The sequence below is a fragment of the Sphingorhabdus sp. genome, assembly GCF_041737645.1.
Taxonomy (GTDB): Bacteria; Pseudomonadota; Alphaproteobacteria; order Sphingomonadales; family Sphingomonadaceae; genus Sphingorhabdus_B.
This window is the reverse complement of sequence record NZ_JBGSRI010000069.1, coordinates 1-12,122: the sequence shown is the minus strand read 5'-3', so window position 1 is coordinate 12,122 and position 12,122 is coordinate 1. Positions and strand designations below refer to the sequence as shown.

The 12,122-nt window shown below is 56.0% G+C and carries 14 protein-coding genes; 2 read left to right on the top strand and 12 right to left on the bottom strand.

Features of this window, described 5'->3' with window-relative positions; genetic code table 11:
• Positions 1-63 precede the first annotated feature (63 nt).
• The 12 genes from ACEW72_RS13280 to tkt form a co-directional block, all read right to left on the bottom strand.
• Positions 64-732 carry an NAD(P)H-dependent oxidoreductase subunit E gene (locus tag ACEW72_RS13280; protein WP_373476871.1) on the bottom strand — a complete coding sequence of 223 codons (669 nt, stop codon included), beginning with the start codon at positions 730-732 and terminating at the stop codon, positions 64-66.
• A 171-nt stretch (positions 733-903) separates the two neighbouring features.
• A complete protein-coding gene (locus tag ACEW72_RS13275; RefSeq protein ID WP_373476870.1) occupies positions 904-2,115 on the bottom strand; it encodes an NADH-quinone oxidoreductase subunit D in 1,212 nt (403 codons plus the stop codon).
• A complete protein-coding gene (locus ACEW72_RS13270) occupies positions 2,112-2,867 on the bottom strand; it encodes an NADH-quinone oxidoreductase subunit C (RefSeq protein ID WP_373476869.1) in 756 nt (251 codons plus the stop codon). The genes ACEW72_RS13275 and ACEW72_RS13270 overlap by 4 nt, the downstream gene beginning before the upstream one ends.
• Entirely contained in the window at positions 2,864-3,400 is a 537-nt protein-coding gene (locus tag ACEW72_RS13265; RefSeq protein WP_373476868.1) for an NADH-quinone oxidoreductase subunit B family protein, read from the bottom strand. Before ACEW72_RS13265 ends, ACEW72_RS13270 begins: the two co-directional genes overlap by 4 nt.
• Positions 3,391-3,765, bottom strand: coding sequence for an NADH-quinone oxidoreductase subunit A (gene ndhC, locus ACEW72_RS13260; RefSeq protein WP_158898634.1), 375 nt, complete (start codon positions 3,763-3,765; stop codon positions 3,391-3,393). The genes ACEW72_RS13265 and ndhC overlap by 10 nt, the downstream gene beginning before the upstream one ends.
• Before the next feature lie 99 nt (positions 3,766-3,864).
• Positions 3,865-4,683 (bottom strand): inositol monophosphatase, encoded by an 819-nt coding sequence (locus tag ACEW72_RS13255; protein ID WP_373476867.1) that lies wholly within the window; start codon positions 4,681-4,683, stop codon positions 3,865-3,867.
• The gene (gene efp, locus ACEW72_RS13250; protein ID WP_373476866.1) at positions 4,683-5,246 is read right to left on the bottom strand and encodes an elongation factor P; all 564 of its coding nucleotides are present in this window, start codon (positions 5,244-5,246) and stop codon (positions 4,683-4,685) included. The genes ACEW72_RS13255 and efp overlap by 1 nt, the downstream gene beginning before the upstream one ends.
• Positions 5,247-5,326: 80 nt before the next feature.
• Complete coding sequence (gene thiE / locus ACEW72_RS13245) at positions 5,327-5,950, bottom strand: thiamine phosphate synthase (protein ID WP_373476865.1); 624 nt, start codon at positions 5,948-5,950, stop codon at positions 5,327-5,329.
• 71 nt (positions 5,951-6,021) lie between these two features.
• Positions 6,022-6,909: a fructose bisphosphate aldolase gene (locus tag ACEW72_RS13240; RefSeq protein ID WP_373476864.1), complete on the bottom strand. Its 888-nt coding sequence runs from the start codon at positions 6,907-6,909 to the stop codon at positions 6,022-6,024.
• A gap of 79 nt (positions 6,910-6,988) precedes the next feature.
• Complete coding sequence (gene pgk / locus ACEW72_RS13235; RefSeq protein WP_373476863.1) at positions 6,989-8,185, bottom strand: phosphoglycerate kinase; 1,197 nt, start codon at positions 8,183-8,185, stop codon at positions 6,989-6,991.
• A gap of 11 nt (positions 8,186-8,196) precedes the next feature.
• A complete protein-coding gene (gene gap, locus ACEW72_RS13230; RefSeq protein ID WP_373476862.1) occupies positions 8,197-9,204 on the bottom strand; it encodes a type I glyceraldehyde-3-phosphate dehydrogenase in 1,008 nt (335 codons plus the stop codon).
• A gap of 11 nt (positions 9,205-9,215) precedes the next feature.
• On the bottom strand, positions 9,216-11,183 hold the full coding sequence (gene tkt / locus ACEW72_RS13225; RefSeq protein ID WP_373476861.1) for a transketolase: 1,968 nt from the start codon (positions 11,181-11,183) through the stop codon (positions 9,216-9,218).
• 257 nt (positions 11,184-11,440) lie between these two features.
• On the opposite strand from tkt, the gene ACEW72_RS13220 reads away from it, so the two are divergent.
• Positions 11,441-11,632 carry a hypothetical protein gene (locus ACEW72_RS13220; protein WP_373476860.1) on the top strand — a complete coding sequence of 64 codons (192 nt, stop codon included), beginning with the start codon at positions 11,441-11,443 and terminating at the stop codon, positions 11,630-11,632.
• Positions 11,632-11,958 carry a cell division protein ZapA gene (locus ACEW72_RS13215; RefSeq protein WP_373476859.1) on the top strand — a complete coding sequence of 109 codons (327 nt, stop codon included), beginning with the start codon at positions 11,632-11,634 and terminating at the stop codon, positions 11,956-11,958. Before ACEW72_RS13220 ends, ACEW72_RS13215 begins: the two co-directional genes overlap by 1 nt.
• The last annotated feature ends 164 nt before the right edge of the window (positions 11,959-12,122 follow it).

The window sequence follows — 12,122 nt, the reverse complement described above, 5'->3', positions numbered from 1 at the left end:
AAGTTTTATCCTCTGCGCCCTCTGCGCCTCTGCGTGCCAATTCTATTGAGGAACAGAGCAACATCAATATTCTCCCCGATAATCATGGTTCTTGTCGACCATCGCCTGCAACGTTGTCGGTCCGCCATAGGGTTCCACGGTATGCCGTCCGGGCAATTGCGTGCCGATCTTGGGCTGCTTGCCGTCGGCAAGGTCGCCCAGGATTGCGGTCATGCTGTCATAATCGAGATCTTCGAAGTTATCGTCGTTGATCTGAACCATCGGTGCGGAGGAGCAGTTACCCATGCACTCGACCTCGGTCAACGTGAACAGACCATCAGGCGTGGTGGCGCCTTTGACAAGGCCGCGGTTCTTGCACGCCGCCATGATATCGTCGGACCCGCGCAGCATGCAGGGCGTCGTTCCGCATACTTGCACATGATAACGGCCGACCGGCCCGAGATTGTACATGGTGTAGAAGGTCGCAACCTCATAGGCGCGCATATAGGGCATGCCGAGATATTGGGCGACATATTCAATCACCGGAACCGGCAACCAGCCCTGTGTCTTGGTTTCCTCACCCACCTGCCGCTGGGCAAGGTCAAGCAACGCCATGACTGCGGATTGCTGACGCCCGGCGGGGTAGCGGCCGATATAGATGTCGGCGAGCTTCTTGGTCACGGGCGTGAAGGCAAAAGCACCCCACTTGGCGCGAGTTTCTGCTTCTTCAGGGATATGTGCTGCGTCAGCCATGTCTTTCCTTACGTCCCCAAATCCGTCCGGCGTAGGCGCCGAAGGCCATCGCTGCCGCCGTCGAGCCGAGTTCTTTTAAGTTCAATTGGTTGTGGAAAAGCCACAAATAGGCAGCAACTAACGCAAACGAACCAAACAAGGCAGCCACCAAAAAAAGGACCTCTCTCAAGATCACCGGTCACACTCCCCGAACACAATGTCGAGCGCGCCCAGGATCGCAGTCGTATCCGCCAGCATATGCCCGCGCGACATGAAATCCATTGCCTGCAAATGCGAGAATGCGGTCGGGCGGATTTTGCAGCGATAGGGTTTGTTGGTGCCGTCCGACACCAGATAGACGCCGAATTCGCCCTTGGGGCTTTCGGTGGCGACATAGACGCTGCCTGCCGGAACCTTGAAGCCTTCGGTGTAGAGTTTGAAATGGTGGATGAGCGCTTCCATCGACTGCTTCATTTCGGCGCGCTTGGGCGGGACGATCTTGCGGTCGTCGCTGCACACCGGGCCTTCGGGCATTTGCTGAAGGCATTGTTTCATGATGCGGATCGACTGGCGCACTTCCTCGACGCGGACCATGAAGCGGTCATAGCAATCACCGCGCGTGCCGACGGGGATGTCGAAATCCATCTTGGCATAGACATCATATGGCTGGCTTTTCCGGATATCCCACGGGATGCCCGCCGCGCGGATCATCGGGCCGGAAAAGCCCCATTTGATGGAGTCTTCACGGGAGACAATCGCGATATCGACATTGCGCTGCTTGAAAATGCGGTTGTCTACGACAAGCTTCATCGCGTCCTCGAACAGGCGCGGCAGGCGGTCGTCGAGCCATTCGCCAATGTCTGTCAACAGTTTCAGCGGCACATCCTGATGCACGCCGCCGGGACGGAACCATGCGGTGTGCATACGCGCACCGCTGGCGCGTTCGAAAAAGCCCATGCAATCTTCGCGCGCTTCGTAAAGCCACAGACCCGGCGTCATCGCGCCCACGTCGAGCCCATGGTGCGCGATGTTGAGCAGATGGTTCGAAATGCGGGTCATTTCCGCAAACAGCACCCGCAAATATTGCGCGCGCAACGGCACCTCGAGATCAAGCATCTTTTCGATTGCCAGCACATAGCTATGCTCCATCGCCAGCGGCGAGGCATAATCGAGGCGGTCGAAATAGGGCAGCGCCTGCAAATAGGTCTTATATTCGATCAGCTTTTCAGTGCCGCGGTGCAGCAGACCGATATGCGGATCGAGTCGCTCCACAATTTCGCCGTCCAGTTCCATGACCAGACGCAACACGCCGTGCGCCGCGGGATGCTGCGGACCGAAGTTGATCGTGTAGTTTTCAATGACCTCGTCACCAGTGGTGGGGGCCAGATCTTGCTGGAGGTTCATTCTTTCACCGCCTTCGGTTTCCGCACCGTGCGCTTTTTGGCTTCAGCATTGGCAGCCGCTCCGGCGCCAGTCTGCGATGGCTTTTCTGTCGTTTTGGGATCGTTTACCTGCGGCGGTGTTCCACGGGGTGGTTCGTTAGACTTGATCACCTTTTCATCGCCGGGCAGCACGTAGTCCGCACCTTCCCATGGTGATAGAAAGTCAAAGCTGCGGAAATCCTGCGCCAGTTGCACAGGTTCATATTTCACGCGTTTTTCTTCTTCGGAATAGCGCAGCTCGACATAGCCGGTCAGCGGGAAGTCCTTGCGCTGCGGATGGCCAGTGAAGCCATAGTCGGTCAATATGCGGCGCAGATCCTCATTGCCTGCGAACAACACACCATACATGTCGAACACTTCACGTTCCAACCAGCCAGCGACTGGCCAGATGCCAGTTACCGACGGAACCGCGACATCTTCACTGGTGGTCACATGCACGCGGATACGGTGGTTCTTGGTCAGGCTGAGCAAGAAATAGACGATCTCAAAGCGCGGGTCGCGGTCGGGCCAATCGACCCCCGCGATTTCCATGAGTTGCTGATATCCGCATTCGTCGCGCAATTGGGTGAGGACGCCCACGAGCGAATCCCGCTTCACATGCAGCGCGAGTTCGCCATTGGCCTCATCCACGCTGACCAGGTTTTTACCCAGCAGCTTCCTGATGGCAGCAACGGTGCCTTTCGGTTTTTCTATATGCGGAGCGGAATGGGTCACCGTTCGAGTGTCCCTACCCTGCGGATTTTCCGTTGCAACTGCATGATGCCATAAAGCAACGCTTCGGCGGTCGGTGGACAACCGGGAACGTAGATGTCGACAGGTACAATCCGGTCGCAACCGCGCACGACGCTATAGCTGTAATGATAATAGCCACCACCATTGGCGCAGCTGCCCATGGATATGACATATTTGGGTTCCGACATCTGGTCGTACACCTTACGTAACGCAGGCGCCATTTTGTTGCATAATGTCCCGGCAACAATCATGACGTCGGACTGGCGCGGTGACGCGCGCGGTGCGATGCCGAAACGTTCAAAGTCGTAACGCGGCATATAGCCGTGGATCATTTCAACGGCGCAGCAGGCCAGACCAAAGGTCATCGGCCACAACGAACCGGTCCGCGCCCAGTTGAACAGATCTTCGGTCGAAGACACGACAAAGCCCTTGTCGCTCACTTCGCTTTCAATATCCTTGAAGAAACCGGAATCAGGAACGGACGCGTCCGCCGGTGTCTGTGCGATTACTCCCATTCGAGGGCTCCCACTTTCCAGGCATAAATAAAGCCAATGACCAGTTCGAACAGGAACAGCATCATCGTGCCCCAGCCCACCCAGCCTGTTTCACCAAGGCTGACCGCCCAAGGAAACAGAAACGCCGCTTCAAGATCGAAGATGATGAACAGGATGGCGACTAGATAAAAACGGACGTCAAACTGACTGCGGGAATCTTCAAATGCGGGAAAACCACATTCATATTCGGCAAGCTTTGCCTCGGTCGGTTGGTGCGACCCGGTCAGGCGCGACACGCCCATAGGCAAAAACACGAACGCCGACGACAGGGCAAGCGCCACAAACAGGAATAATAAGATCGGCAGATATTGCGATAAATCAGTCATAACAGACTCGCTTTGGCCCCATAAACTTGCCGCGCTTTTAGGCAGAAGATTCACACCCTGCAAGGCCTGCAAGCGGCTTTTTTCAGCCATTTTAGCGGTTTATTTCAAAGCACCTGCGAGTAGCTTGTGAAGCTTGCTATGCAAAATGTCGTTTGCCGCCAGAACCTGCGTGTCGGCGATGTGCGGGCTGCGCCCCCGATAGTCGGTTACAAAGCCCCCCGCTTCACGCACAAGCAGGCATCCCGCCGCTGTATCCCACGCCGAAAGACCGCTTTCCCAGAAGCCGTCGTAACGACCCGCAGCTAGCCAGGCGAGGTCAAGGCTGGCGGCACCGAAACGGCGAATTCCTGAAACTTGTGGCCCGATGGCGTTAAAGATTTTACCCCATTCTTCAAAGTCACCATGCCCTTTATACGGGGTTCCCGTGGCGACCAGCGCTTCGTTCAATTGACGGCGTGCCGACACACGCAAGCGGCGGTGGCCAAGCCATGCACCTTTGCCCCGCTCAGCCCAAAAGCTCTCATCGGTTATCGGGTTATATACCAACCCTGCAAAAACATCGCCCCAGCCCGAACCATCGGGCTTCGGGTCCTGCACCGCAATTGAAATCGCGAAGTGCGGAATACCGTGCAAAAAGTTGCTCGTGCCGTCGAGTGGATCGACAATGAAGCGCGGCTTGCCATCAGCACCAGCGATTTCGCCGCCTTCTTCCAGAAGGAAACCCCAGTCAGGCCTAGCAATTTCCAGCTCGCGAAAAATGGTGTCTTCGGCACGTTCATCCGCCTTAGATACAAAGTCCGCAGGTCCCTTTTGAGAGACTTGCAAATGTTCGATCTCGCCGAAATCACGCCGCAACTTGCCGCCTGCTTTACGGGCCGCTTTTTCCATGATGGTCAAAAGACCGGTCAGTGCGGGCATCAGTCGGCCTTCCGGACATATTCCCGTTCATACACATCAACAACAATACGGGTGCCCGCGCTGATGAAAGGTGGCACCATCACGCGCACGCCATTGTCCAGAATGGCTGGCTTGTAGCTGGACGACGCCGTTTGGCCTTTGACGACCGCATCGGCCTCGACAATGGTTGCTTCAATCTGGTCGGGCAAGGCCACCGAAAGTGCCTCATCATCATACATTTCCATGACGACATCCATGCCATCTTGTAAAAAGGCTGCTGCATCGCCTAGCAAATCGCTTGGCAAGGTGACCTGATCATAAGTTTCCTTGTCCATGAAAACGAGGTTATCGCCCTCGGCATACAGGAATTGGAAATCCTTCTGGTCGAGCCGAACCTTTTCTACGCTTTCGGCCGAACGGAAACGGATGTTGTTCTTGCGACCGTCACGCAGGTTTTTGAGCTCTACCTGCATGTAGGCTCCCCCCTTGCCCGGCTGGGTATGCGCGGTTTTCACCACACGCCACAGACCGTTTTCATATTCAAGGATGTTACCCGGCTTGATTTCAACCGCGTTGATTTTCATGGGACGAACTCGCTAACAAATGGAAAGAGCAGACACGCGCTGCGTGCCGTTGGAGGCGGCCTTTAACGGGCGTAGCGGAATTAGGCAAGCAGGGCGTTAAACGCTTTTACCGCTTCGGCGGGACCTTGGGGATGATTCCATACCGCGCCCGACACCGCCAGAAAATCGGCACCGGCTTCAACAAGCGGTTTTGCATTGTCAGGCGTTATGCCGCCGATCGCCACGCACGGAATCTCCGTCACCAGCGTCCATTTTTGCACGGTATCCAGTTCGGCAATATGCTCGACGTCTTTCGTGCTGGTGGGGTAAAACGCACCAAAGGCGACATAATCCGCCCCGGCTTCGGCAGCTTCCATGGCCAGATGACGGCTGTTGTGGCAGGTCACACCGATCTGGGCATCGCTTCCCAACTGTTCGCGCGCATCCCGCGCATCACCATCGCCCTGCCCCAGATGCACGCCATCGGCTTTCAGCCGCTTGGCAAGCGATATACTGTCGTTGACAATGAAGGCGACGTCATGCCGCGCACAGATTTCCTGCAGCGGGGCCGCCAAGGCAGCAGCTTCATGCTGATCGATACCCTTGATCCGAAACTGGAACGCCGCAACGGGTCCAGCGCCCAAGGCCTGTTCAAGTTTTTCAGGAAAGGCCCCGCCGACGTCGAGCGGGGAAATGAGATAAAGCTGGCATCCAATGTCGGTCATGCCGCGCCTTTAGCGGGGCTTTAGGCTGGCGGCAAATGTCTTGCGCATTCGACGCCAGCCCCTCTCCAAACTCAGGTCGTCGATGCGGCGGTTATTTCGTCTATTGCGCCGCCAAGCGATGCGTCGAATTCAGCGTCGGTCATCTGGTGACGCAGGTCTTCCAGCAACGCACGCGAAAAGCTTGCAATGATACCCTGGTTTTTAGCCAGTTCCACGCATGCTTCGGGGCGTGCAAAGCCGCCGGACAGCGCTACAACACGCAATACGCGCGGATGCTGGACCAGCGCATCGAACAGTCCGGCTTCGGCAGGTATGGACAGTTTCAGCATGACCTTGTGGTCACCCGATACATTGTCCAAGGCTTTCAGGATTTCGTCGCGCAGGATCGCGTCGCTTTGGGCACGATCAGCACTTTTGATGTTAACTTCGGGTTCGATGATCGGCATCAGGCCATGCGCCAAGATCTGCTCTGCAACTTCGAACTGCTGCTTCACAATGGCAGCGATCCCCGAGGGTGATGCGCTGTTGATAACCGAACGTTTCTTGGTACCGAAAACACCCTTTTCCCGGGCGCGGGCCAGCAAACTGTCGAGTTCGGGCATCGGCTTCATCATCTGAACGCCATCGGCTTCGTCTTCCAGTCCTTTGTCGACTTTCAGGAAAGGAACAACGCCGCGTTCCCACAACGCAGCAGGAACAGGCTTGCCCTCTGCTGTGCCGTCCATGGTGCGTTCGAACAGAATGGCGCCGATCACTTTGCCGTTGGAAAAGCTGGGCGATGTGATGATGCGGGTCCGCATGTCGTGGATCAGGCCGAACATTTCCTCGTCGTTGCTGTAGGCGTCTTCGGTGATGCCATAGCCGAGCAAGGCCTTGGGGGTCGAACCGCCGCTCTGATCAAGCGCGGTGATAAAGCCTGCACCGTTGGCGATCTTTTCGAACATTTTGGGATCGTGCATTCTCAATTCCTAATCTTTGCCATTTTGCATACGTATGCATAAGCACAATAAAAAAAACGGGGCAATGCGCCCCGTCGGGTTAATCCGTTTGAAGCGCATCGACCCCGGGTAAGGGTTTGCCTTCCATCCATTCGAGAAACGCACCGCCAGCGGTGGACACGAACGTGAAATCATCGGAGACGCCAGCATGGACCAAAGCCGCCACGGTATCGCCGCCGCCAGCAACGGAAACGAGCGATCCTTCTTTGGTCAATGCTGCTGCCGTCTTTGCAAGCGCAACCGTCGCCGCGTCAAAAGGCTCAATCTCGAACGCGCCTAAAGGACCGTTCCAGACCAGAGTTTTGCAGGTTTTCAGAACATCAGCCAGCGCCTCGACAGCTGCCGGACCGATATCAAGGATCATTTCGTCGGCCGCAACCTCGTGCACATTCACGACACGAATAGGCGGATTACTGCGAAATTCGACTGACGTCACGACGTCATAGGGCAAATGGACCGTGCATCCCGACGCATCGGCGGTTTCCAAAATGGCGTTTGCGGTGTCGGCCAAATCATGCTCGCACAGCGATTTGCCAACATCGATGCCGCGCGCCGCCAAAAAGGTGTTGGCCATACCGCCACCAATGATGAGGTGATCGACTTGCTTGACAAGATTGTTGAGCACATCCAATTTGGTCGAAACCTTTGCCCCGCCGACAACAGCGGCAACAGGATGCTCCGGATTACCCAGAGCCGCTTCAAGTGCCTTAAGTTCGGCTTCCATCGAGCGACCGGCATATGCGGGCAACACATGGGCCAAACCTTCGGTCGACATATGCGCCCGGTGCGCTGCGGAAAAAGCGTCATTCACATAGAAATCGCCATTTTCAGCAACAGCTTTGGCAAGCTCCGGATCGTTCTTTTCCTCGCCCGGCCAGAACCGGGTGTTTTCCAGAAGCGCGATGTCGCAATCGGCCAATATGCCGACCGATTGGCGGACCACATCGCCCGCAATTTCCGGCACAAACATGATTTCGCGCCCGACGACCTCCTGCAGTGCGTCAAGCACCATGGAAACCGACATTTCGCTATGCTTTGCACCCTTGGGACGACCGAAATGTGCCAGCAACAGCACCTTGGCGCCCTTGTTGCTGAGTTCCAATACTGTCGGCAACAAGGCGCGCAGGCGCATGTCATCGGTGACACGCCCGTCGGCCATCGGGACGTTCAAATCGACACGCACCAAAGCGCGCTTGCCTTTGATATCCCCAAGATCGTCAAGTGTGCGAAATGCCATGGTTTCAGCCCTTACAGCAGCTTGCCAATGACGCCGGCGGTATCCACCATGCGGTTGGAAAAGCCCCATTCATTGTCGTACCAGCTCAAAACGCGGACCAGCTTGCCGTCGATCACCGCTGTTTCCAGGCTGTCGATGGTCGAGCTTGCCGGGCAATGGTTGTAATCAATCGAGACCAAAGGCTCGTCCGAATAGGCCAAAACGCCCTTCAACGCACCTTCCGAAGCAGCCTTCAGCAACGCGTTGACTTCTTCCTTAGTTGTATCGCGCTTAGGCGTGAAGGTCAGGTCGACGATGCTGACATTGGGGGTCGGCACGCGGATGGCCGAACCGTCCAGCTTGCCCTTCAGCTCGGGCATAACTTCACCCACCGCGCGAGCTGCGCCGGTCGTGGTCGGGATCATCGACATGGCCGCGGCTCGTGCACGGCGCATATCGTCGTGGATCTGGTCCAGAATTTTCTGGTCATTGGTGTAGCTGTGGATGGTGGTCATCAGGCCACGTTCGATACCGATGGCATCGTTCAACACCTTCGCCAGCGGGGCAAGGCAGTTGGTGGTGCAGCTTGCGTTGGAAACAATCACATCCGCGGCGGTTAATACATCATGGTTTACGCCGAAAACGACCGATTTATCGACATTCTTGCCCGGTGCGGAGATCAGAACGCGCTTCGCTCCAGCGGCCAAATGCTTTTCGGCACTGGCGCGATCGGTAAAGAAACCCGTGCATTCCAGTGCGATGTCGACGCCGTTGGCGGCATGCGGCAGGTTGGCGGGATCACGCTCGGCGGTCACATGGATACGCTTGCCATTGACGATGATGTCGTTGCCATCAGCCTCGACGGTGCCGGGAAATGGCCCATGCACGCTGTCCCGCTTGAAAAGCAGAGCGTTCGCTTTAGCAGGAGCGAGATCGTTGATCGCGACCAGCTCCAAATCATGGTCGTCGCGTTCGAGTATCGCGCGGGCAACCAAACGGCCGATGCGGCCAAATCCGTTAATAGCTACTTTGACAGTCATATATGCTCCTATCAGCCTAATTTGGCGATGATTTGAGGGGTAATTTTGTCGGCAGAAAATCCGAAATAATCCATCAGGACCTTTCCGGGTGCAGAGGCCCCGAAACGGTCCAAACCGATATGCAGGCTGTTCGACCCGGTAATGCCACTCCAGCCGAAGGTTGTTCCCGCTTCGATAGAGACACGCAGCGTGCCGTCGTCCGGCAAGAGGTCTTTCCGATAAGCGGCATCCTGCGCCAGGAAACGGGTCATGCTGGGCATGGAAACAACATCCGCACCGATACCCTTGGCTTCCAGCTGCGTGGCAACTTCGGTTGCAAGCGAAACTTCCGATCCGGTGGCAATCAAAATAACTTTACGCGCCGCACCGGCGGACTGGATGCGGTAGGCGCCCTTAGCGGACATGTTGGTTTCCACCGATGACCGGACCATAGCCAAATCCTGCCGTGACAGCGCCAACACGGATGGTCCATCCTTGCGCTCCAACGCCAGTTCCCAGCATTCGGCGACCTCAATGGCGTCGCAGGGTCGGAAAACCTCTAGATTCGGGATTATCCGGAGGCTCTGCAACTGCTCGACAGGCTGGTGCGTGGGACCATCTTCACCCTGCCCGATGCTGTCGTGCGTCAGGACATAAATGACCCTCAACCCTTGCAACGCCGACAGGCGGATGGCGGGGCGGGCATAGTCGGAAAAGATCAGGAACGTGCCGCCAAAAGGAACGACACCACCATGCAAGGCCATCCCGTTCATAGCCGCTGCCATGCCGAATTCACGGATGCCGTAATAGATATAGCGTCCAGAATAATCGTCTTTATCCAATGGCTTGGTAAACGATGTTTTGGTATTATTGGAACCGGTCAAGTCTGCCGAACCGCCTATAAGCTCCGGAAAGGCCTCGGTCAGTGGACCCAAAGTCATCTCTGAAGACTTACGCGTTGCGGCCTTGGGTAAGTCCACTGCGAGTTGCGCCTTATAGGCGGACATCGCCGCTGTAGGATCGATATCGCCCGCCATGCGGCGCAGAAATTCGGAATTATTTGAACTATTTGAAAGCTTATCTTGCCATTCAGTCTTAGCAGAGGCACCTTTCGCACCCAAGGCGCGCCAAGCCGACAATATGTCGTCAGGTACTTCGAACGGGGCGCTATCCCAGCCCAGTTGCTGGCGTGTCGCGGCAATTTCATCGTCCCCCAGCGGAGACCCGTGGACCTTGGAACTGCCTTGCTTATTGGGGGCACCATAGCCAATGATTGTGTGGCACGCGATCAGCGAGGGCCGCGGGTCTGCGACGGCTTCCGCCATGGCACGCTTGATGTCGTCAAAATCATGCCCGTCGCATTTGACGACATGCCATCCGGTGGCGGCATAGCGCGCTGCGATATCTTCACTTGACGACAGGTCGACTGCACCATCAATGGTAATCCGGTTATCGTCCCACAAAACATTCAAGCGACCCAAGCCGAGATGTCCAGCAAGGCCAATTGCTTCATGGTTGATGCCTTCCATCAGGCAGCCGTCACCCGCAACAACCCAGGTTTTATGATCCACCAATTCGTCACCGAAAACGGCATTCAAATGCCGCTCTGCAATCGCCATACCGACAGCCATCGCTAAACCTTGCCCCAAGGGACCGGTCGTAGCCTCCACGCCTTCCAGCTCGAAATTTTCCGGATGGCCAGCACAGGGGCTTTGCAACTGGCGGAAATTTTGAATGTTATCCATCGTCGGCCGTGCATAACCAGTCAGGTGCAGCGTGGCATATGCCAGCATCGAACCATGCCCTGCCGACAAGACAAAGCGATCGCGGTCGGGCCATTTCGGGTCGCTGGGATCGAATTTCAGAAAATCGGAATAAAGAACCGTCGCAACGTCTGCCATGCCCATCGGCATCCCGGGATGCCCGCTATTGGCAGCTTGAACTGCATCCATAGCCAGCGCCCTGATCGCATTGGCCATCTGCCGTTGGTTGACAGTCATCTATCTCATTCCCCTTTATCGGCCTAACCCAATATCGGCCTCGCTCAATTCCAGCCCGGCAGCCCGCAGAAAACGGCTTCGATTTTAGGTGATCGGTCAGTTCCGAGTCGCCAGAGCGCACCCTTTGCGGAGCGAAGTTGCAGGCGTCAAGCCAAAGGCGCGCAAATTGCACCTGCAACGCCCTTCTGTGTCATTTGGAAGCGCATTTGCCAAATGGTTTTAATTTGCTAAATTACTCGAAATAACGGGAGTAACTCATGCCCCAGCAACAACTAATTCTAACAATAGGCAGGATTGAGCGTGCTCTTTCGAGGTTAGAACAGGCGTCTAATGCGCGAACGGACGGCGTGCCGGATTCAAAACTGATTGAAAAACATAAACAATTGAAAGCAGAAACGCGTTTGGCACTCGATGAGATTGATACTATCCTGGCCGGAGGCGCACGCTGATGGCCGATGTGAGGCTTTTGATTGCTGGCCGCGAATATATTGTCACATGCAAGGACGGTGAGGAGCCAAGGCTTCACACGCTAGGCAATATGGTTGACGAAATGGCGCGTGAGGCGGGTGGCGCTTCGGGCGGGTTGAATGAAAGCCGCCTGCTGCTTTTTTCGGCTTTGTTATTGGCGGACAAATTGCACGACAGTAAAAACGGTTCAATCAAAGGCGCTTCACCAACACAGGCCGCCGACGACCCGGCGTTCAACCAAGCCGTTGTCACGTTAGAAAAACTGGCCGGCCGAATTGAATCTCTTGCGGACAGACTTGAGGAATAAGACGGGACACCCTATATGAAGGGTGGCGGGACTGCACGGCACGAACTGATGAGAACATCCCTGAGGCGATTATTTATCTAAGGGAGCTGTCCCTGTTTGGACCGTGGTCCAGACTAAACGGCGCCCACCTGACGTTTTGGCGTCAGAGGATATTCCGGGAAACG

Excerpts from the sequence above, each read along its gene's own strand:
- ACEW72_RS13275 (WP_373476870.1), bottom strand. The coding sequence starts at position 2,115 with ATGAACCTCCAGCAAGATCTGGCCCCCACCACTGGTGACGAGGTCATT.
- tkt (WP_373476861.1), bottom strand. The coding sequence starts at position 11,183 with ATGACTGTCAACCAACGGCAGATGGCCAATGCGATCAGGGCGCTGGCT.
- pgk (WP_373476863.1), bottom strand. The coding sequence starts at position 8,185 with ATGGCATTTCGCACACTTGACGATCTTGGGGATATCAAAGGCAAGCGC.
- thiE (WP_373476865.1), bottom strand. The coding sequence starts at position 5,950 with ATGACCGACATTGGATGCCAGCTTTATCTCATTTCCCCGCTCGACGTC.
- ACEW72_RS13280 (WP_373476871.1), bottom strand. The coding sequence starts at position 732 with ATGGCTGACGCAGCACATATCCCTGAAGAAGCAGAAACTCGCGCCAAG.
- ACEW72_RS13265 (WP_373476868.1), bottom strand. The coding sequence starts at position 3,400 with ATGGGAGTAATCGCACAGACACCGGCGGACGCGTCCGTTCCTGATTCC.
- ACEW72_RS13240 (WP_373476864.1), bottom strand. The coding sequence starts at position 6,909 with ATGCACGATCCCAAAATGTTCGAAAAGATCGCCAACGGTGCAGGCTTT.
- ACEW72_RS13255 (WP_373476867.1), bottom strand. The coding sequence starts at position 4,683 with ATGCCCGCACTGACCGGTCTTTTGACCATCATGGAAAAAGCGGCCCGT.
- gap (WP_373476862.1), bottom strand. The coding sequence starts at position 9,204 with ATGACTGTCAAAGTAGCTATTAACGGATTTGGCCGCATCGGCCGTTTG.
- efp (WP_373476866.1), bottom strand. The coding sequence starts at position 5,246 with ATGAAAATCAACGCGGTTGAAATCAAGCCGGGTAACATCCTTGAATAT.
- ACEW72_RS13215 (WP_373476859.1), top strand. The coding sequence starts at position 11,632 with ATGGCCGATGTGAGGCTTTTGATTGCTGGCCGCGAATATATTGTCACA.
- ndhC (WP_158898634.1), bottom strand. The coding sequence starts at position 3,765 with ATGACTGATTTATCGCAATATCTGCCGATCTTATTATTCCTGTTTGTG.
- ACEW72_RS13220 (WP_373476860.1), top strand. The coding sequence starts at position 11,441 with ATGCCCCAGCAACAACTAATTCTAACAATAGGCAGGATTGAGCGTGCT.